General features: G+C 57.3%; 8 protein-coding genes. 3 read left to right on the top strand and 5 right to left on the bottom strand.

Translation table 11 applies throughout. The features are described 5' to 3' along the window. Positions 1-4 precede the first annotated feature (4 nt). Positions 5-1156, bottom strand: a complete 1152-nt coding sequence (locus tag Pla52nx_RS03960; RefSeq protein ID WP_146518379.1) for an aromatic ring-hydroxylating oxygenase subunit alpha — start codon at positions 1154-1156, stop codon at positions 5-7. 47 nt (positions 1157-1203) lie between these two features. Further along, positions 1204-10128 (bottom strand): type I polyketide synthase, encoded by an 8925-nt coding sequence (locus Pla52nx_RS03955; RefSeq protein WP_146518378.1) that lies wholly within the window; start codon positions 10126-10128, stop codon positions 1204-1206. A 366-nt stretch (positions 10129-10494) separates the two neighbouring features. Here Pla52nx_RS03955 and Pla52nx_RS03950 point away from each other — a divergent pair, with 366 nt between their 5' ends. After that, positions 10495-12201 carry a DUF4070 domain-containing protein gene (locus tag Pla52nx_RS03950; protein ID WP_197454273.1) on the top strand — a complete coding sequence of 569 codons (1707 nt, stop codon included), beginning with the start codon at positions 10495-10497 and terminating at the stop codon, positions 12199-12201. A 456-nt stretch (positions 12202-12657) separates the two neighbouring features. Here Pla52nx_RS03950 and Pla52nx_RS03945 read toward each other — a convergent pair whose 3' ends face one another. Next, positions 12658-13449, bottom strand: coding sequence for a methylamine utilization protein (locus Pla52nx_RS03945; RefSeq protein WP_231741705.1), 792 nt, complete (start codon positions 13447-13449; stop codon positions 12658-12660). Between the two features lie 802 nt (positions 13450-14251). Between Pla52nx_RS03945 and purD the strand changes: the two genes are divergently transcribed. After that, positions 14252-15544, top strand: coding sequence for a phosphoribosylamine--glycine ligase (purD, locus tag Pla52nx_RS03940; protein WP_146518377.1), 1293 nt, complete (start codon positions 14252-14254; stop codon positions 15542-15544). Here purD and Pla52nx_RS03935 read toward each other — a convergent pair. Next, positions 15534-17723, bottom strand: a complete 2190-nt coding sequence (locus tag Pla52nx_RS03935) for a hypothetical protein (RefSeq protein ID WP_146518376.1) — start codon at positions 17721-17723, stop codon at positions 15534-15536. The genes purD and Pla52nx_RS03935 overlap by 11 nt on opposite strands. Positions 17724-18049: 326 nt before the next feature. Here Pla52nx_RS03935 and Pla52nx_RS03930 point away from each other — a divergent pair, with 326 nt between their 5' ends. Continuing rightward, the gene (locus Pla52nx_RS03930) at positions 18050-21400 is read left to right on the top strand and encodes a DEAD/DEAH box helicase (protein WP_146518375.1); all 3351 of its coding nucleotides are present in this window, start codon (positions 18050-18052) and stop codon (positions 21398-21400) included. A gap of 24 nt (positions 21401-21424) precedes the next feature. On the opposite strand, the gene Pla52nx_RS03925 is transcribed toward Pla52nx_RS03930, so the two are convergent. Further along, a complete protein-coding gene (locus tag Pla52nx_RS03925; protein ID WP_146518374.1) occupies positions 21425-22387 on the bottom strand; it encodes a hypothetical protein in 963 nt (320 codons plus the stop codon). Between the last annotated feature and the right edge of the window lie 78 nt (positions 22388-22465).

The raw sequence follows: 22465 nt of genomic DNA, 5'->3' as shown, positions 1-22465 counted from the left end.
CGATCTATCGCTGCTGAGCAATGTGAGCCGACCAGTGTGATTGGAAAGCATGAACGCGTTCTTCACAACGTCCCAGTATCCTCGGTGTTTGACAACCGCCAGCCGTCGCCAATGCATTGAGTCCACTTTGGACCTCTGGAAAGATCGCCGCGTCTTCCGCCAGCACCTTCATCGCCATGTAGGACGTCGCCCAACCGACCCAGCGAGCGACGCCGCGTCCCAAAATCCCCCACTGTCTGGCCGCAGGAGTGAATCCGAACACCGTCATTCGGCAACGTTGAGGAGCGATGGGGCAGGTTTGGTAGACCAAGCTGAGGGTGTCCGTCAGCGTGGCCATCAGATTCGGAAAGACGTGAACGTGGCGATAACGAGGATCGAATGACCCGGTCAACATGCTGATCACGTTCTCCTCAAAGCGAGCCATCTTGGAGTCATCTCGCTGCAGTGTTTCAAAGCTGGTGCCGCTTACTGACAACAGATGCTCGGTCGATTCTTCGTCGGGGCCTTCGCCAAATGTCCCCGGGTGGACTTCCGCCAAGTGATAACTCTCCAAGGCACCTTCGATCGGGATCTTCCAGTCGCAATCGAACTCCAGCTCGCGGTGCAAGACGAAACGCCAGTGCTGGGCTGCCGTTCGCTGGGCGAACTGTTGGGTCCATTGCGCCATCGGCTCGGGAACATCGTTCGCTGTTTCGGAATCTTCAGCGGCGGTGGGCGAATGAGCCAAGTGGACGAACAACAGTTGACCGACTTGAGCGACGCGAAAGGTTGCCAGGCGGTACGACTCACGATCGTGATGAGGGAAATTCTTCGCCGCCGGAATCTTGCGTGTTCGGCCATCGGCACCGTAGTGCCAACCATGAAACGGACACTTGATCTGCTCGGTGTGACCTTTGCCCGGTTTTGCGATGCGACAACTACGGTGCGCGCACACATTGCGAAAGGCAACGTACTGTCCGTCATGGTTTCGAATCACCAGGGGAACACCGAGACGTTCGGTGGCAAAGTAGTCACCTGGCTTGGCCAGCATTCCTGTGGTCGCAACGAGCTGCCATCCGCGGGCCCTCAATCTCGTCACATCGTTGACATACGCAGCCTCACCGCTGTAGCAGCTTGCATCCAACGGAGCAGGGAGAGACTTGTCGCTATGAAACATGGACCGGTGGGGAATCTTTGGATGGATCGTTGTTCGTCAGTATCCTGCTAACCCAACCAGCCGATTTGATAGCCGCGAATCCGCACGATCAAATCATGATTCTGACCAGAGAGAACGACCTGCAGCTTGGCGCCCGTTTCGGACTGTTCCAGCCAACGCACGACCACTCGCAACGGCTCACCAGGATCGGGCAACCTGCCCAAGTCCATGGCGTCGATGGAAATCGGCAAACTGGGGCGACCGGCAACGTGTCCGGCCATCATTCCCGATGCGTAGAGCATGGCATCAACGGTCGCCGGTGAAATCACCCATGAATGAACCGGTCGTGATTCGCCGGCCAGATGCGATGGACTGGGTGTCACGATCACACCCACGGCCGCATCATCGGTGAACCCAATCGAGCGCAGGTTTTGCAGGGACGGGCCATGATAGATCGGTGCGTCGGCGGGCAGATACGGCACGGGGTTCATCGCGATCGGGAGACCGGCCAAACGCTCCTTGGCGGAAACCGTCGGCACCGCAGGTCGCTGCACGGCAAGCAACAGGTCGGCGGTGAAGTGGGGACGTCCGGCTTGGACCAACCGTCCGTCCTTGCGTCTGAGATCGCATTGCAATGACCAACGTTGCAGCAGGCCGTCGGCGGACTTGGCGTTGAAGGCATCGTCTCGGACCAGTTCGACGGCAAAGGAATCATCGCTGCTGGATTTCAGTGGCGCGATTGCCCGCAGGTTTTCCAGTCGGATGACCGACAGGGAGGTGCTGACCTGGGCGGCTTCCGCCAACATTTCTGCTGCCATCACCATCGGCAACGTCGGTCGCGAATTCACCAGGTGTTCTTTGAGGAACAAGTCATCACCGGGGGACAGCGTGACGGCAAAGGAATTCGCTCCGGACTGCGACGGCGTGATGGACTGGGGTGCGATCATCGGTGCGCACTTCGGTCCCGTGGCTGGTTCGTTGGGAAAGAACTTGCGGACGTAGCGTCGATCGGTGATCAAGACTTCGGAGTCATCACCGCCATTTTCCAATTCGGAGAGGAAATGGCTCAGCCCTTCCGCGGCGGGCATGAACTCCATTCCGATCATGTCCAACGCCAGTTTGGCCTCCGGCTTGGTCGCCATGCCGATGTCGCCCCACGCGTGCCAGTGAAAGGTGACGCAGCGAGTATCAGGTCGCTTGCGTCCAAGCTGCCCGATCAACTTGGACAGCATCTCGTTCGCGGCGGAATAGTCGGTGTGCCCGTTGGCGCCGAAGCGTCCGCTGATGGAACCGAATCCGACAAACCATTCCAGCGGGTCTTGCTTGGTCGCCGCCGCCAGCGCGATCGTACCGTCAATCTTGGCTTTCAAACACTGGTCCACTTTGTCGGGACGTTTACGATCGAAACGCGCGTCTTGTCCCGATCCGGCACCTTGGATCACGCCATGAATCGGTCCATCGATCTTACGAATCTCATCGAGTGCGGCAGCAACCGCACCGGCATCACAAACATCGACACTGTGATAGGTGGCCCGGATCCCTCGTCGCCGACACTCGTCGAGCGTCAAATCGATCTCGATGGCCTTCTCCAGTTGCCGCCAAGTCTTGACCGGATTGCCGCCAGCCGCCTGAATACGTTTCATCGTGCAGCGACGCAAATCAGCCCGGTCGGCTTGGGCGTGTGCCCGCGTGGCCGCATCGATCTCAGGGATCGGTGCCATGCCCAGCAGATGCAACGTCAGGTCATGGCGTTGAGCCAGTTCCATCGCCGTCATCGCCGTGATCCCACGCCCGCCACCGGCGACCACCCAAGTGCCCCCACGGGTCAGAGGGTAACGTGTGGAGATCTGACGGATCGGCGACAACTCGCCGGCTTGCGGGATCGGCTGATAGATCGCTTGAATGGTTCGTCGCGTTGGTCCCGACACGGCGACTTCCTCATCATACGAGGGAACCGCCAGCTCACGCCACACGCCATCTACCACCAAGTCGCTACGGTCGACCGAGTCGCCGTTGTGCAATATCGCGTCGACGATCAGCATCGGTGTGTCGCGATAGCCACGCATCCAGCACTCGATCAGCATCGCCTTGGTCAAACCGGACAAACCACCAGACTCCGGCGTACCCGCCGTGACGATATCAGGCACCAGATCAAATCCGAACGCCCCACCGGCGTTGAGAAACGTGACCAAGGAAGACTCACTTATTCGGTCTTCGTCGATCGCACGCTGCATCCAGCGTTGGCAGATTCGATACGGCACCATCAATGCGTCTTCCCGCCGACGTTGCCAGTGGTCAAAGTCGTCCGGATCGGTAAGTGCGATGGCATCATGCGGCGTGGTCAGGAACACATGATGACTGAATCCCTTGGACCAAACCTGATCCAACACACCATCGATTTCCGCTAGCGAAACGGACTTGATCTGCTCGATCGCATACGGCTCACCTGCCCAACGCCGAATGATCGCATCGGCGATCGGGTTGTTACCGATGACCAATGCCGGTCCATGAAACTTCGGCGCTGTCGGCATGCCATCACGTCGATCTGCATCGCGAACCGTCAGCGTGAATCGGTGCGTGCCTGTCGCGGGAATCGGCAACACGGGCACCTTGACCGGAGCGTTCTGGATTTCGCTGTCAGGCTTAACGGTCTTGCGCGGCGTGACGGGCTTGGTAAGCGTGACGTGCTCGTCAACGACCTCGGTAGCCGAGACCGCGGAGTCATTCAGCGCTGAAGACTTTTTTTTTTCGCCGCCGACTTGATCCATCACAAACTGATGAATCGATGCCAGCGTGGGGAAATCCGACAAACGCAAATCGGAACCTTGGATGGGTGGCAACTCGAACTGTTGTTCTAACTCACCGAGTAACTGTGCGCGTTTGATGCTGTCGACGCCGAGTTCGGATTCCAGATCCGCCTCCATATCGATAATGTCTTCGTCGTACCCGGTTTGATCGACGAGCAAGTCGATCATCAGGCGACGCAAGGATTCTGGATCGACCGACTGATCGGGTTCCGCCGACACCGGACTGGCGACGACAACGGCTTGACTCGACGTTGGTGCGGGGACCGACTCGGTGGCGGGACCGGCCAAAGCCAAGATGTCGGCGAGCGATTGGAAATCAGCCAACTTCAAATCTTGCGTGGTCAAACTCAAATCGGCCCACTGCACCAGTTCGCCGATCAGTTGTGCTTTCTTGATGCTGTCTACGCCCAATTCGGCTTCCAAATCAGCTTCGAAATCGATGATCTCCGGTTCGTACCCGGTCAAGTCGACGATCAGATCGAACAAGAACTTCTTGGCTGCCGCGTTTTCGCCCCCCACGTTCTCTCTTGCCATCGTGGCAACGCTGTGGGTGACAACAGGAGCGACCTCAGGCTGTGCCACTGCTGTGTTCGTCGAATACGAGACATGGCTGGTCGGTTGTACGGCTGTCGCAGATGACGAAGTGGAACGCAATGAACCGGAATCCCGATTCACGTCGTCTTGGTCATCGGCTGACGTTCGGGTGCGACCGCGTCGCGTCACATCGACCACATCAAACCGCTTCGCCGGCGTGGTTTGCGTGGCATCCGGTGTTTGCGTCTGGGCAACTGAAACAGCTTGCGATGCCGTCGAGGGATGGCCAGATGCGTGATTGCTAGGCACTGTGATCTGAGACGCACCGATGGTGGCTGCACCGAACGCCTCGTATGCCAATTCGATCACTTGCGTCTGACAAGTATTGTCGAGATTCGGATCGTCCGCCGACAAACAGATGGACTTGCCGCCCACGGTGGCCGATGCCAAACGGGTCAAGATATTATTGGGTCCAATCTCCACCATCAATCCGCAACCGTCGTGTGACGCACGCTCGATCGACGAACTGAAACATACCGGTCGAACCAATTGATCGATCAGATTGTTCAAGACATCGCCCGGTTCGGCTAGGTATCGGTTTTCGATCGAGGACAGGAAACCAAAGCGAGGAGGCAGCAACGAGGCGCCGGCTTGTCGCGCGGCAAGCATGTCTCGTGCAGGTTTCATCCCGGGTGTATGGAAGGCAGCGGGGACCGGAATGACGACCGATGCGGCACCGTCTTTAGACAACGCTTTTTGTGCCGCAGCGATTTGTTCGGGCGTACCGGCGATGACTGTTTGTTGTGGTGAGTTATGATGGGTGATCACACACTCGCTATTGACGCTTCGCAGCACCGCGTCGACTTGAGATGGACCGCCGCGTACCGACAGCAGTTGCCCGCGAGGACCGCCCGACATGACCACGGCATCGGCGCGTGACTTGGCAAACTCGATCGCTTGACGAGTCGTCATCGCACCGGCACACCACGCCGCAGTGCATTCACCGAAGCTGTGACCGATGACGACGTCGGGCCGGTGGCCGCGACTGAGTTGTGATTGCGCCAACGCCGTTCCCACGGCCAGCAACCAGGCTTGTGTCCACCAAACTTCTTTGCCCAGCTGACGCTGCGGATCGGTGATTCGATCGGCGATCGGCTGTAGCCCCAGTCGGGTTAGCTCCGCATCAAAAACCGCCAGAGACCGCGAGAGCAATTCGTCGGGTTGGCCGGAGTTCGCCGAAGAAGCTGCGGCGGTCAATGACGCGGGGATGCCGGCGTACTGGGATCCTTGACCGGGAAACAGCCATGCGATGCGTTGACCGCTGATCGATGAGGGAAAACGAACCCAGCCGCAGTGTCGCTGCAGCGAGGCGCTTTCCCCGCGTGAGACCGGGCCGTCCAACAACGCACGAGCGGAGGCTTGAAGTTCGTTTTCGTCACGAGCTACGATCGCTGCTTGAATGTGCGATGGATCGGAGAATCGACTGACGATTCCGATTTTGCGGCCGGTTCCATTGTTCAGGGCCGCAGGGGTTCGCATTGCGGCGTCGCCCGCGCTCAAAGCTTCGAGGGCCTGTTGCATCGCCGACGCTGAAGAGACTTCTAAACGAACCGACAAGGGTGTCACGACTGAATTCACGGAGACTCGCGCAGGTGATGAGGACAAGTTATCCGACGCAGGTTGTGTCGTACTGTCGACGGTCATTTCGATGGGCTCTTGTTGCGAGCGACTCATGGACGATTCCGAGGCAGTGGAAACTTGGTATTCGATTTGGTAGCCGTCCGAAGCTGTTTCGGCGACACAGACGACTCTGGACGCTGGGGCTGATCCGGAGGATTCTCCCGCTGTATTTGCCGCGATGGTCGCCGCAATGGTTCGCACGACCCCGTGACCGCCGCCCAAATGTCCGATCTGACGGACCAATTGGTGAGTGGAGTAGACGTCGTTTTCTTGGCTTCGACTCGCGTCGCGGGCACGACCGACGTTGGGATCAGGTGTGAATGATTCGCGGGCGTTTTCGATCACGCCGTAAATTTTTCGCCCTTGAGCCTTTGCGTCGCTCAATCGCTGCAGCACTATGATTGCAACGCCTTCGGCCGGAAAGATCTTGGTTCCGTCCAGCGGCAGATCTTCCGGTGAGACGGAACAACAGAGCCGATGGTTCCGATACAACTGCTCCAACGCGACCAGATCCATCGATCGTTGCGTGGTCCCACAGAGCACGGTGTCGATGCTACCCGATTGTAGTTGCTCGATGGCGGTCAAAATCGCCAATCCGCCGGAAGCTTCGTCGGCATCCACCGCGCAAGCTCCGCCCATCAGATCGAATGTTCGGGCGATTCGCGACGCGAGCGTGCTGGCGGTGAAACCGCCCGTTTCATCCAGCAACGCGGGGTACCGCTCCATCACCGCCTCGTGATAAGCCGCGGCCCACTGCTGCGCCGTTATCAAATCGACGCCACGACGCATCGCTGCACGGATCAAATGCTGACAAAGCTCCGGCAGCCGTAGTCCGATTTGCAATTCGTTGCTGAACTGACCGCCGAACATCGATCCGACGATCACGCCGACGCGTTGCCGGTCGACGTTCCATTGACCGCCATCAAATTCTTTCATCGCTTGGCTGACGGCGTCGATCAGCATCAGTTGAGCCGGGTTCGCGTTGGCCACCAGCTTGGGCGGAATGCGATACGCTTGCGCATCAAACTGAAAATCTTGGATGTATCCGCCGTGATGATGGGGAATCGTAAAATCTGCATCGCTGTCTAAAGCCAATCCGATCGGTCGACCCTGGAACGTCGGCCAGCGACCCGGCGGCGGAGGCCCCAAGACGGATCGACCGCTCTGCAACAATGACTCAAACTCACCCACCGATGCCGCGCCGGGCAGCACCAAACCGCGACCGACGATCGCGATCGGTTCGACCGTCTGTTTCGGCATGCCGCCCAATTTCAACGCGCCCACGCTGCCGTTGGGTTGATACTGGCGAAACGCGGCGTGTGCGTTGAGGCCACCGATGCCAAACGCATTGACGGCGGCACGACGGGTCGAATGCTCGCCGCGAACTTGCCACGGCTCGGTGCGGTCGACCACTCGCACGACGCCCTTGGACCAGTCGAAGGATTTCGTCGGTTGGCTGAAGTTGATCGAGGCGGGGATCTCGCCGCGTCGCATCGCAATCAAACACTTGACCATTCCGACCAAGCCGGCGGCTTCGAGCAAGTGTCCCAGATTGCTCTTGACGCTGCCGATCGGCAACGGGGACTGGTGTTGCTGAGGATGATCGCTCAACAACGCCGTCAGGCTTTCCAGTTCGGTCGCGTCACCGACTTGGGTGCTGGTCGCGTGGCATTCCAGATAATCGATGTCTAACGGAGGGGCATGGTTGAACGCATTCGTGTCGCAACCTGCACCGCGTCGCATCGCAAGCTGTTGGCCTTCGCTACGCGGCGCCCACAGTCCCTTGCCTTTGCCATCCGATGAGATCCCGACGCCTTCCAATGTCGCGTGAATCTTCATCCCCGCCGCTTCGGCAACACTGCGTCGCGACAGAATGATCGCCACATAGCCTTCGCTGCTGACCAAACCGCTGGCGCGTTGATCAAACGGAAACGAACCTTGATCGCTGCACGCGTGGGTGCGTGAGAACAAGGCCAAATTGTCGACGTTGTTGTAAGTCGCCCCACCGACCAGTGCGACATCCATGCGACCGGCGATGATCGCCGAAGCCGCATGATGCAACGCCAACAAAGAGGACGAGCATGCCGCGTCGATGACTTCGCGGCGTCCTTGGAAACCGAGCAATCGAGCGGCCAACGACGCGGCCGCATAAGCGTTGAGTTCGGGATGATGATCGGCTCCGCGACGGGGGCGATCTTGGCGTACAGCCTGAACGATTTCGTGGCTGACCGCCGATGCCGTTCCGGCCGGGACCGTGCCCGAGGTGGACTGGTTTGCCAAGTCGGCGGCTGCCTGGGCAAGTGTGCTCAGGGCCAACGAACCACCGTCCTCTGTGCCCCCGCTGTGCCCGACAAAAACGCCCGTGCGCTCGCAGTCGATGTCGGCCATGGTCGCGCCGGTGGACTGCATCGCTCGATACGCAACTTGAGCGAACTGACGATGCGTCAAATCAAAATCGCCGATGCGATTGATCTTTGACTCCACTTCGCGATCGATCGGCGTCGGATCGACGCAGCCACCGATCTCGGTGTAAGTCTTGCCCGGCACACCACGCTTGAGATCCATGTACAACGATCTGTCCAAACGATCATCTGGCATGCGGGCGATCGCACTGCCACCGCGGTACAACAACGCTTCAAAATCATCCGCGTCGTCAATGCCACCTGGCAAGCGAACCGCGTAACCGCAAATCACGATGGGGTCGTCGGCCGGTGAGGGGGAGGTCGAAGCTGGATCCAGCGAAGATGGTTGGGGCGATTGTTTCTGCGGGGCAATGCTGCTGGCGGATTTTGAAATCAACTTGCTGCCAGCTTTGGGTGTCGGCGCAGACCAATTTTCCACCATCGCCATCAATTCAGCGCGGCCGATTTCCGGAGGAGGTGAGAGCGGAGTCGTCTCGATGACGTGATCGATGTTGCTACGACCGAACACAGGATCGTCACGGAAATAAGGCAAGAATGTTTTGACGAAGGGTTGAGCCAGTTGATCGATTTCTGCGGCGGCCTTGGCTGCATCCGCGCCGGCTGAATCCGCACCGGTCATGGACTTCGGGCGCGTCTGCACTTTGCGGCCGGCCAGCCATTGTCGTGTGCTTTCGTAAAACGTGCGGTCCAACAACTCGATGCGAGTCCCGCTGGTCGCCGTCAAATGGTAGTTTCGACCGTGGTGCTCGGGATGCATCACGATCGTTCGAATGGCCTGGGCGATCCAATTCACATCGATCAGGTTCTTGCGTTCGTCTCCGCCGAAACCAAGATTGCGAAACCATTGTCCGTCGGCGGGCAATCCAAACCGGGAGGCCAGCATTTTGTACATCGAGTACGCGCCGTAGATCGTTCGATCGCCGGAGACGGGTGTCAGTCCGATCGGATCGATCACGATCGATGGACGATAGGTGGTGTGACTTTCTCGAGACAGTCGTGTCGACAGAATCGATTCCGCCTGTGACTTGCTCTGCTCGTAATCATTGGCGAACGACTGACCGACCGCGTTCTCGGATTCCGCCACGTGTCCACTTCGCAGCCCACACACGTAAGCCGTGGAGATGTGGTGCAGGTGCTTCAGTCCCGTTTCCCGAAACAGGTCCAATACATTTTGCGTGCCCAGGATGTTGGTTCGAAAAGGCTCGTTGTCTGGGTTTTCACTTGCCGGAGCGAAGTTCAAGCTCGCCGCACTGTGCAAGATCTGATCACAGTTTCGCGAAACCCAGTCCATCGCCCGTGAGTCCAGCCCCAAACGCGGCTGCGTGACATCGCCCACAAAGACCCGCGGACGCGGCAAATCGCATGACCAAGCCAGCTCGAAACGCTGCATCAGCTCGTCGATTCGCTGCGTCGCCGATTGGCTGGCCTTGTCGCGAGCGATGACCGCGCACGGAATTCCTGCTCGCGAAAACTCCGCCAGGACTCGAGCGCCCACCATTCCGGTGGCACCGGTGACCAGGATCGCGTGAGAAGAATTTGGGAGGGGCATACTTTGAATATCAAACGTTGACGAACCGTGGTCGGTCAACTTTGTGTGAAAAAAATGTGGATCTCTGCGTGTGTTTGAGCGAATCCCTACCTAGGATGCATTCAGTCTATTTTGCCCGCTGGCGATGTAAAAATCGCCCCATTTCGGTGGGCAAACGGACTGAACACGCCCTACGCGAGGCTGGCAACCGCTACCGAACCTCTAATGCTGGTTGGTCTTCCGCTCAGGCGATCGACGAAAGTGGATGTGGGGGGGACAAATTTGACCCTCTGACAGTGAATTCCACATAACCGAGACATCTGTCACCAAAATAGTACGATCGGACGCTCCAGGGTGCCCGAATTTCCGTCCGTGTGAAGAGCTGAAATGCAAATGCTGCCCGAATCGCCCGATCAGCCCATCCGTTGTCTGTTGATCCAGCCACGCTTTGAGCAAACCAACTACTGGAATTTTGTCGAAAGCGCCCGAGCGATCGGTGCCAAGGCCACCGCGCCTCCCCTGGGACTGATGACCGTTGCCGCGTTGCTGCCCAACTCGTGGGAGTTTCGACTGGCGGATTTGAATGTCGGCCCACTGAGCGACGACGATTGGAATTGGGCCCAGATCATTTGCACCGGCGGAATGCTGCCTCAGCAACCGGGCATCCTGGAACTCGTTCGTCGCGCCAACGCGGACGAAAAATTTGTCGCCGTAGGCGGCCCCGATCCTACCAGCCAACCGCAGATCTACACCGCAGCCGACGCGGTGGTGATGGGCGAAGGCGAAGAAACGATCCCGATGTGGTTGCAAGCTTGGCGGGAGGGGAATCCTCGCGGCAAGTTCGAGTCGCCCCACAAACCCGATGTAACCAAGACACCACCTCCACGCTTTGACCTCATCCGGTTCGACGACTACCTCCATGTCGGCCTGCAGACCTCACGCGGCTGTCCCTACAACTGTGAATTCTGTGACATCATTGAATTGTTCGGCCGACGACCACGCGTCAAGACGGTCCAGCAGTTCATCGGCGAACTGGACCATCTGTACAATCACGGCTATCGAGGCTGGGTCGATTTCACCGACGACAACTTCATCGGCAATCGCAAATTGATCAAGCCGCTGTTGGTCGCACTTAAAACTTGGAACGAAGAACACAAGTACCCGTTCGTGTTCTCCACCGAAGCCAGCCTCAACTTGGCCGACGACAAAGAACTACTTGAGCTGATGCAGGAGACTCAGTTTCGCTACGTGTTCTTGGGCATCGAATCACCCGACGAAGAAACATTGATTCACACTCAGAAACGAATCAACACCGTTCTTCCGATCATCCAGCGTGTGCGAACCATCTATGACCATGGCATCTCCATCGCCGCCGGTCTGATCATCGGTTTTGATACCGACAAACCGGGAACCGACAAGCCGATGATCCAGTTCATCCAGGAAAGCGGCATTTCACTGGCCATGGTCGGGCTACTGAGCGCCCTGCCCAACACACAACTCACTCGGCGTCTGACACGTGAACGGCGGTTGATCGACTCACAGCACCGCTGGCTCAACGATTCGACGGCACCTTATGAACTTCGCAGCAACGAATCAAAAGACCAAACCGCCAGCGGATTGAACTTCGTCACCATGCGTGATCGCGTCGAGATCTATCAGGAACTCAAGACCATCATTGCGGAAGTCTACTCGCCCCGCGCGTTCATGGACCGCGTGATCGATACCGCCAGCCGATTGAACATCCGTAACAAGCACATCCCCAACCGCTGGGAACTGAAACGGATGACTCGCGGCTTCTTTACCATTCAACGTCGCATGTTGGGTGATCGTCGGACGCGTTGGTTGTACCTGCGAAACTTCTTTCGCGCCGCGATGATGGGTCCGACGAAGTTCGAGTACGCCCACACGATCATGGGCAGCTTTCTGCACTTCGATTTGCAAACGCAAAAGATCCTGGAAACGTTGGACGCTTCGATCGATTTTGCAAAGCACCACGCCGAGTACCCACGCAGCGTTGCAGACATGCCGGGTGCCTCGTTGCCCGTCAGCCAACTGCCGGTCTCCTGCGAATCGCCGGCGCACCACGCGGGTTGAACATCGCCGGTACAATCAGCTTGTCGATTGAGTGAATTGCGGGCAATACACTCACCGTAGCAAAGCGTATGACGCTACCAAACGCCGTGAGCCGCGACGCGTGAGCGGCCGGGTCTTGCGCGAATCGAGCATCCATTACAGGGCGTAAAACCCGTGGCATGACGGCGTCATGGTTGGGGGGTGTGGCATTCTCGGTCTACGTAAGATTGGTTCCTTGCTCCGCCGGGGTTGCCCCGGTTCGGAGCATCAACGAAGGAAGCCGTCAATTGTTTCCTCCGCCGAGACAAGCTCGGTGGAAGGAGCTTTCACCATCTATGCCGATACGAACATCTCCAAAAAAAAAATCGGCCACGAGCGATTGCTCATGGCCGAAAGGCTTGCGTTGGGGTCGCAGAGACGAGGTATTTCTTCTGGCGTTTCTGCTGGGCGTTTCAACGCCCGGCTTGAATCCCGTGACTACTTGGATTGAAAGTCAGCGGCATCGAGTTCCACGACACCCAGGTCGTTCATGCCGGGCTTGAGTTCCATCTTGAAGCGATTGTTTTCCCACTTCTCCGCTTTTCCACCGACGGAGATGTCGTCGAATGAACCTGTGTCGTGACTGGCTCGGAACTCGAACTCGACGCCAGCCGGAATGCCTTTGATTTCCAAGACTCCGTTTTCATCGCTCACTGCGGCGAAGGGGTGATCCAGGACGATCAGGTGCGACAGCATCCACTCGTGAATGTTGCAGGCAACCGGAATCGCGGCGGGCTCTGCCTCATCCACTTTGACTTCAACAGCTCCGCCGGATGGCACGGTCAAGTTTTGTTGGTTGTTGGCAAAGAATGCAAAGTTCGCGTTGTGGCCGACGGTGTCTGGATTGGTGACTTTGATCGTGTCGCCGGCGTGGGCGATGATCACGTGCGGCTCGAAGCGGCAATTCTCATTCGCCAGAATGTGCGTCTTGGGTTCCGGTTTGGTGTCTGGCAGATTCTTGCGATCACGACGACCAGCCTTCAGATAAACGATGACATTCTTGATGCCGTTGTTTTCTTGATTGACCACCAAAGACTCGTCAGGAATCTTGTGCAGTCCGCAAAACGCTTTGTCCTTGTTGGGGTCCAAGAACTTCGGTGCAGGTGCGTCGCCTTTGTATTTGAACGTCATCTTCAGCGTCGCTGTTTCATCAGCGTTGGCAGAAGGCAGAACCAGCAAAGCAGCCGCGGCGGACAGAACGATGCGACTGAGCATTTGAGTGGGTTTCAAAACGAAATCTCCAGTTGTTTGGGATTGGCAGGTATTGGGGAACTTGAAAGCGTGACAGGGAGGTTTCCCTCGCAACGGTGCTCACAGCGGAACGCGTCGCACAACCACTAGCTTTTGCAAAATCCCTGAAAAATCAAGCGTGACCGAGAAAAAAGAAAGGCAGCGGCCGGGGACGAGTGGGGAAATCTCGCGTGGCCGCTGCCTTCTTATTCTAACAAGTCAGTTGCGAAAATCGCGTCATCTTCGGGTGGGATGTTCTTGATGACAGAAAGCGATTCCCAGGTGGGATCACGGTAGTTTACCTCTTACCGGCATTCTGTCTACCGCTAAATCGCTGCAAAGTCGTGGTCAATGCCGAAGTGGGACACTTCGGCACAGCTCACAGCTGGCCGCCGGGGGGGCGGGTCGCTTTCCCGCGTGCGGGCAGTGGCGTGTGGACCTCGACGTAAGTCGGTCAATGTTGGCAGGCATCTCGCTGTCAGGCGGGCAAGAGAGTCCCATTCCACAGACATTCCATTCCATCTCGGATTCAATCGACGACCGACCTGCGGTGTTTCGGTGAAAGACTGCCGGAGCTTACTTGCCCGGTTTGGGCACTACTTTCCACTCCTACGTTCCCTGCCCGATTCTCGCCTTGTCGTTTACATTGCCAGCGACTCGCTGCGGCTGCGGCAATGCAGCCCTCCCGACAAGAAGGAGGGTGGGGACCGTCAGACACGAAGGCCCTCCGCAACGAATTCAGGCTCCCGGTCGCGAGGTGCCCACTCAGTTGTTCTTGCTCAAACATGGTTCAGGTTGTGCTATGAAAGTATTGGTCGTTGGCAGTGGCGGACGTGAACACGCTTTGGCCTGGAAAATCAAACAGTCTCCGCGGGTCACCCAAGTGTTCGTAGCGCCCGGCAACGCAGGCACCGCGTTGGAAGCGACCAATGTGGATATTTCCGCCACCGACGTTCCAGCAATTGTTCAGTTCGCTAAAGACAATCAAATCGATTTGACGGTCGTGGGCCCGGAGGCGCCCTTGGTCATCGGTCTTGTCGATGCCCTGGACGAGGCGGGCCTGAAAGCATTCGGGCCTTCTGCAGCTGCAGCCGAATTGGAGGGGAGCAAGGTGTTTTGCAAAAACCTGTTGCACACCGCTGACATTCCCACCGCCAGCTACCAAACCTTTCGGTCGGCTGCCGACGCGTCTCGGTACATCAATGATCGTTACACGGACCCCAGCGATCCGGTGCCCGTGGTGGTCAAGGCCGACGGGCTGGCGGCGGGCAAGGGCGTGATCGTTTGCGAAACACGCGCCGACGCGTTGGATGCGATCGACCGTATTGCTGGACAAAAGGAATTCGGTGCCGCTGGGAACGAATTGATCATCGAAGAAAGACTCGTTGGTCAAGAAGCCAGTGTGCTGGCCATCACCGACGGCGAAACCATCATCACTTTGCCAGCCGCCCAAGACCACAAGCCTGCCTACGACGGTGACCTGGGCCCGAACACTGGAGGGATGGGAGCCTACTGTCCGACGCCGATCGTGGATGAAGCGATGTATGAAAAGATCGAGTCGGATGTCTTGGTGCCGATCGTCCACGCCATGAAGCGAGCACGCAAACCATTCAAAGGTGTTTTGTACGCAGGGCTGATGCTGACCGCAGCCGGTCCCAAAGTGTTGGAGTTCAACGTCCGATTCGGTGATCCGGAGTGCCAGCCGCTGCTGATGCGTTTGAAGTCCGATCTGGTCGACATTTTGGAAGCCGCAGCGGACGGTAAGCTCAGCGAACTGCCGCCGCTAGAATGGGACGAACGCCCCAGTCTGTGTGTCGTGATGGCCAGCGAAGGCTATCCAGGCGACTATGAGAAGGGCCGTGAGATCACCGGACTGGCTGAAGCGGATGCCATTGCCGATGTGAAGGTGTTCCATGCAGGGACGACCCTCGTCGACGGCAAGGTCGTCAACAACGGCGGTCGTGTGCTCGGAGTTACCGCGATCGGCAGCAGCGTCAGCGCCGCAAAGCTGCAAGCCTACAAGGCAGTCCAAAAGATCCGTTGGCAGGGCGCATGGTGTCGCAAAGACATCAGCGATAAAGCGCTCAACGCGTGACTGAATCCAACAGCGCTTGAAAATAAGTGTCGTAGGACCGAAGCATGCTGCCTGTGATGACGACCGTCTTTGCACTTTCATCACTGCTCCCCGAGCGGAAAAGCCGGCAGTCCGATCGCACGTAGCCACTGATTTTCTCTGCCCGGACTTCGCCGAGCGGCCAACGGCAATGCACGTGAATCAGCTCGTCCTCTGCTCCGGCGATTTGATGATGTGAGAAAACTATCAGTTCACTGTCAATGCAAGTCACCAGCGCGTCTTTGATGACATGTTTGGCTGACGAATGAAACGTCACATCGCTGTATAAAAATCGCAGTGGTTTTCCGCCTGAAAGACATTGCAGTGCCGTCTGAGTCGCCGGAGGAATGGGCGGCGTTGGATTCTGTTTCATTTCGGCAACCAGAACACGCTCGGTCTCGCGCTGGTACTCCTGCATCCATTCCCGTCCATCGCCGCGCAAGTGATAGGCCGTGACTGAGACGGCATCGACACCAGGCGATCGCATCACACGGATGGATTCGGGCGACTCATTGTTTTGGATGGGTTCCCACTGTGGAGAACAGCAGTGTGCGGACAACTTTGCCAAGTCGGCGAGGAAATCATTACAGAGTGGCGTCTTGGGTTTAACTGCCGGCCATTGGTAGATGAACGGCGGATCGGATAGGAGTGAATCTTGCCAGCGAGACTGGTCGGACGTATCGGAGGATTTCCAGGTCTTGGTGTCTTGCAGATGATTGAGCATCGCCTCGGGTTCCAGCTCGCCATGCTCTAGCAAAAAAGCGGCTAGCGACCAAACGCACGACTGCAGTTGCTGCTCCGGTGTCGCGTCGATCTCCGTGGCTTGAAACTGAACGTCCAAACGCTGTGATGCGGCGGTTTGCCATTGATCGATCGCCGCACGACTTACACCGCTGCCACCAGCGGCCAACCCGTGCGTCAGCACAAACGTCTCCAGAAACTGTGCAACACGAGAACGATCCGCTGCAGAAAGCACGTCGGCAGGTCGGTACCGATCAGGTCGCGATGTTGTTCCTGCTGCGAGATGACGTAGCAGGGAAACTCGCGCGTATTCGTCGGGCAATTGCAAGGCTGCGATTTCTCGCATCGCTGACATTCTGGCTTTGTCGCTCAACTGCAATTCGCTGACCAAATGAACCAGTTCGACCCCGTAGATCCAATGGATGTCTCGGTATCGAATCATCGGGCTGTACAGCGACGCGACTTCGATGGCGATGATCTCGACCAATTGGCGAATCAAGCCGACCGCTTGTTGGTCGACGACATGCAAGCCCAGTCGTGAGGCTCCATAAGTCGTCGCCCGACTGGCTGCCCACCAAGCGGCCAAGGTCACCGGATTGGTACTGGCAACCACGCGGCCGGCAAGAAACAGTCCCGAGGCGACATCCAGATACGGTTTCGCCTTTTGGTAGGCTCCGTACGTACGCACTGCATTTCCGACGAACCGATAGATCGTTTGAAAATCGTACTGCGCCACGCCGCCCGGCAATCGCTCCAATGCCACCAACAATCGCAGTGCTCCCCGCCCGCTGGCTCGAGCGAGCAATTCCATGTTGGTCTGCAGAAACGGATCCTCTTGGTCGGGACGGTAGATCTTGGCGACGTCCATGACCAGTGAATGGGCGTCCTGGCGAATAGCATTCGTGTCGATCGATTTGCCTTCGCCATCTGCCTTTCGATAGTGATCACGTTTGATTTTGTCAAAAACGTCATGCGTCTTGGACTCGATCAAATCCAGCAATTCACGATCATGACGCGCCATCGGGTCGATCGATCCTGGACCCGGTGTCTTTTCATGAGCCAACACATCGGCAGTTCCACGTCCCAAATCCAATGCATCAGGAAATTGCATCAACTGCTGCAACGCCAGGGCTTTGGCATTGATCGTCCGTTCGCGTGCGAGCAAGTCGTCGCTCTGTTGCTGGATCCAGCGAGCAAACTGTTCTGGGGCCGATTCGCTGCCGGGACCCGGCCGACTACAACGCCGAGTCAGCCGTAGCGAGTCGATCCCCGCCGCCAACAGCGACAATGCCGATAGGGCAATCCAGGCAATTGCCGGGGCAGTCCAAACGCCCAAATAGCTGGCCAAGGCGGAAACGAGCAGGACGAATCCGAAAATCAATGAGCAGATCGGTAGCGAGGCAAATGAAAAGCGAATCATCAAAGCGGGGTCCGGCTCATTTTCCTCGGTGTCGTTCGTTAAAAGTCCATCAACATGTCGTTATACCGAGCCCGCCGGCGAGACGAAATCACGCCCAAAAATCGAATCGCAATCCCGTTCAACGCGTCGACTGATTGGCCTCTGCAAAATCGATCGCAAAGTCTAGAATGGTCGGCTGTAGGAACAAACGATCCAGCATCGCGTCGTGGGATTCGCCAGAATGAGAATTCTAGAATTCCAGCGTGAGGGGAATTCTGGCGAATCCATTTCGATTAACAGTTCCTTCGTCACCGCCTTTCAGCCAACCCGACACAACAAGTCTAGTCATGGACGCGACACTGCAGCGAATCTGCTCCAACACTTTTCATCCCGAAACCATCCGCATCGGTGAACAAATTTTGCGAGAGGGCGGTGTCGGAATCGACAGATTGGGTGATCGTGGCGCTACGGGGGTGGTCAAGCAAGACGGCGAGTTTTTCATCGTCGGCCTCGATTTCGATTATCTCGACGAGGGTGATTTGGGAGCGGATTGCAGTTGCGATATTTTCTGCGATGGCTACGTGTGCGAGCACGTCTACGCTTTATTTCGAGAGGCGGCCAACCAAGGGTATCAGTTTCCCAATCGCGGTGGCCTGGCTATCGAAGACTGCGATATCGATTGCATCATGATCGGTACGCCGATGCCCTTGAGGACCAATAAGGCCACCCAGCGAACGAATGCCAAGACGCCCGCGTGGAAAAAGCAACTGACCTCGATCGCACGAGGGCTATCAGTGGCTCAAGTCGAAACGCCGATCTCCGATCTGCATTTGGCGGTGCGCAAGAACACACAACACTGGTTCATCATTTCGCTCGCCGATCAAATCACGACTCCGAAGTTGGAGATCAACACTTACCGCTCCACCCGAAAAATGGATCGCCAATGGGGCAAGCCGACGGTCGCTGGGCTGACCGATCACGACATCACCAACATGCCCGATCCGCTGGAACGAGCGGCGTTGACGCTATTAGTGCCGAAAGTAGCAGAAAGCGAATTCCATTTCCAATCACGCTACACATCTAATCGATGCTTCCTCCTCCGCGATGACCTCGTGCAACCGACGATGAAGACGCTCGCGGCAACGGGGCGACTGGCTTGGTCGATGGAAACCGGTCGCAGTGCATCGGACCCTCGCCCGATTCGCTGGGACGAGGGGGCTCCCTATCAGTTGCAGCTTTCCATCGTCCCCTTTCAGCCCGAGAAAGGAGCCGAGCGGATCCGCGTTCAGCCGCGATTGGTCCGCGAGGGTGAATTCATTTCGATTGCCGACGTGCTGATCGCGACTGACGATGGAGTCCTGATCACCCAGGACTGTGCCCATTCTGTCATGCGAGATCAGGCCGCCGCAATTCGTGGCTGGCAAGCCAATCCGTTCATTGATGTGCCACGACGAAGTCTTGCGACGTTGATGGCGGAGGTCGCAACATGGCCGTCGGTCGACTTGGATTTGCATCCCGATCTGGACGTGCAATGCATAACGCCCCAACCGATCCCACGTTTGCATCTCGTCAGCCCCGAATCAAATGCCGGACAGGACTCAAACCCCGGTCCTCGCAATGGTCCACTTAATGGTTCCGGACAACAAACAAAGCAGGTTGAAAGACTGCTCTCCGCAAACATCTTGATGATCTATGGCGATGCCCCCATCCCTGTTCAATCCGGACAGCGATACGTATGGGATCAAACTGAAAAGCAGTTGTTGGCTCGCGACTTGACGCTCGAAAGCGAGTTGATGCAGCCGCTGCGACAAGAAGACTTCAGCATGGACCAGTTCGGGCAACTGCACATGCCTAGAACCCGACTGCCCGACGTCGTCCCCCAACTCAGTGAACTTGGTTGGGAAGTGATCGCCGACGGCAACGCGATCCGTCGTGCCTCGAGCTTTGACATCCAAGTCTCCTCAGGGCAGGACTGGTTCGACCTCAACGCTTCGGCGGATTACGACGGTGTCACGGTGATGTTGCCCCATTTGTTGGCTGCGCTCAAGAAAGGCGAGAGCTACGTCGTGTTGGACGACGGATCGCACGGGCTGCTGCCGCAAGAATGGTTGGCGAAGTTTTCCGATCTGCACAAAACCGGCACCGTGACGGATGATTCCATCCGATTCACACGGACGCAGGCTCTGTTGCTGGACACGATGCTGGCCGAACAAGAAAACGTCTCCCTGGACCGTCAGTTCAAAGCATGGTGTGAAAAGCTCAATTCGTTTACAGGCATCCAGCCAGCCGATGCGCCCAAGGATTTCGAAGGCGAGCTGCGTGAATACCAACAGCTCGGACTCGGCTGGTTCCGGTTCTTGCAAGAATTTCGCTTGGGCGGTTGCTTGGCCGACGACATGGGACTGGGCAAAACAATCCAAGTCCTGGCGATGCTGTTGGAACGCCAAAAGAGACGTACTACGAAGGGCGAAACCCGCAAGCCGTCACTGATCGTCGTGCCCAAGAGCCTGGTATTCAACTGGATCGATGAAGCCAGCCGGTTCGCGCCGACGTTGCAACTGGCCAACTACACCGGCACGACACGCAAGGAATTGCGGGATCGCTTCCACGAGTACGATGCGATCGTGACCACCTACGGCACGCTGCGAAACGACATCCTGCTGTTGCGGGAACAGGAGTTCGACTATGTGATTTTGGATGAAGCCCAAGCGATCAAGAATCCCAAATCGCTCGCCGCGAAAGCCTCCCGCGTCGTCAACGGCGAGCACCGCTTGGCGATGACCGGCACACCCGTTGAAAATCACCTGGGTGACCTCTGGTCCCTGTTCGACTTCCTCAACCCTGGCATGCTCGGCCAAACTCTCGGAACCGCCAACACCGCCGCCGATGGCAACAACGAGCAGCGGATCACACACATCTCCAAGGCTCTGCGACCATTCATCTTGCGACGCACCAAAGAACAAGTGCTGACCGAGTTGCCCGAGAAAACTGAGCAGACACTGCACTGCGACATGGAGCCCAAGCAACGCAAACTGTACAACGAATTGCGTGACCACTATCGCGCTCAATTGACCCAGAAGATTGAAAAGGACGGCTTGGCCAAGAGCAAGATCCAAGTCCTGGAGGCCTTGCTGCGTCTGCGTCAGGCGGCGTGCGATCCGCGATTGGTCGCACCCAAATCGGGCGTCAAAGGCGCCAAGATTCTTCGACTGGTCGAACAACTCGAGGAAGTGATCAGCGAAGGACACAAGGCTCTGGTGTTTTCGCAATTCACTTCGCTGCTCTCGCTGGTACGCACCGAGTTGGACGAACGGGGCTGGGACTACGAATACCTCGATGGCAAAACGACCAAGCGGTCGCAGCACGTCGAGCGTTTTCAAACGGACCCGAATTGTTCACTGTTCCTGATCAGCCTCAAAGCCGGCGGCAGCGGGCTGAACCTTACCGCTGCCGATTACGTTTTCATCCTGGACCCCTGGTGGAACCCGGCGGTGGAGGCGCAAGCGATCGACCGCGCCCACCGCATGGGACAAACCAAATCCGTGATGGCGTATCGAATGATCTGTCGAGAAACGGTGGAGGAAAAAATCGTCCAGTTGCAGAGTTCCAAACGCAAACTCGCAGACGCAATCATCTCCCAAGAAAAGAGCGTCATCAGCGACCTCTCCAGCGACGACCTCAGAATGCTGTTCTCCTGATCAGCGAGATCACACTCACGAGCTTTAGAACAAGTGGTATGCCTTGGCGTCCCACTCTCGGGCCAAATCCGGATCGTTCGCTCGCCTCAGCAGGTCGTAGTAAGCGTACGGGTACTTGAACACGTGACCGATTCCAAGCGTCTTGTTTCCTCGCTTCTCCCAATACGCTGAATCCTTTGGCCGCAGCGTGCTGGGTTTGTGATCGGCGATCTTTCGGTCATCAGGTTGCGGCCCTTTCCTCGTCACGGTGACGTATTTGCGAAACGCCGTTCGGCAACTTTCGGCCCACTCGACGTCGCCCATTGCAGCCATCTCAACCAGCGATTGTCCAAAGGTCAGCATGTGGCCGGCAAATCCTTGACCAAATCCTTGAAAGCGATCGATCGAATCGCTTGCTTCTCTCAAGATGAATTTGGACGCGGCCACGTCATCGGTAAACGGCGGCGGGTCCACGTCTTCGGCGGGATCAATGTCACGCCAAGGCTTGAACGATTTGATCAGTTGGCAAACCCCATCGACACGTTCTTTGGTCGCCACCTCGGGCATCATGCGAAACGCTTTGATCGCGTGCATGGCAAAGATCGCATCATGCCCTACTTCACGTAACACGCCTGTACCGGACGCCAACGCTTGGCCCACTCGCTCAGTCGCGTTAGGAACAGGGTCGCCCTCAGGGAACTCTTTGCAAAGTTTCGTCGGTGCCCAGTTCAAGTCAAACAGCTCAACGATCCTCGCGGCCGCTTGATCATCCAACGCGTTCTCGACACACATCAAATGTGCCGAGATCATCGATGCGCCACGATGCCCGTCGGCAAAATAGTTCATCTCGGGTGCCCTGGCCAACGCGTTGAGCCCCAACGATACAAGCCGTTTCTCTGTCAGACTTTGCTGCTCAGCGTAGCAATCAGAGTCACCTTGCAGCAGCAAACTGCTCAAAAGCGTTGAAACGCCAATCGTGAATTGACGCCGGTCGAACTGTGGAACCATGAGTGCTGTCCCGTGGAGTGCATGAGGCGGATTCGTTCAGCCATGATTATACCCCAGCGAGACGTGTTCATCGATCAA

The sequence above is a fragment of the Stieleria varia genome (genome assembly GCF_038443385.1).
Taxonomy (GTDB): domain Bacteria; phylum Planctomycetota; class Planctomycetia; order Pirellulales; family Pirellulaceae; genus Stieleria; species Stieleria varia.
This window is presented reverse-complemented; position numbering and strand designations above follow the sequence as displayed.

Bases quoted from the DNA above. Each gene is read 5' to 3' on its own strand.
- Pla52nx_RS03960 (WP_146518379.1), bottom strand. From the start codon at position 1,156: ATGTTTCATAGCGACAAGTCTCTCCCTGCTCCGTTGGATGCAAGCTGC.
- Pla52nx_RS03955 (WP_146518378.1), bottom strand. From the start codon at position 10,128: ATGCCCCTCCCAAATTCTTCTCACGCGATCCTGGTCACCGGTGCCACC.
- Pla52nx_RS03950 (WP_197454273.1), top strand. From the start codon at position 10,495: ATGCAAATGCTGCCCGAATCGCCCGATCAGCCCATCCGTTGTCTGTTG.
- purD (WP_146518377.1), top strand. From the start codon at position 14,252: ATGAAAGTATTGGTCGTTGGCAGTGGCGGACGTGAACACGCTTTGGCC.
- Pla52nx_RS03935 (WP_146518376.1), bottom strand. From the start codon at position 17,723: ATGATTCGCTTTTCATTTGCCTCGCTACCGATCTGCTCATTGATTTTC.
- Pla52nx_RS03930 (WP_146518375.1), top strand. From the start codon at position 18,050: ATGGACGCGACACTGCAGCGAATCTGCTCCAACACTTTTCATCCCGAA.
- Pla52nx_RS03925 (WP_146518374.1), bottom strand. From the start codon at position 22,387: ATGGTTCCACAGTTCGACCGGCGTCAATTCACGATTGGCGTTTCAACG.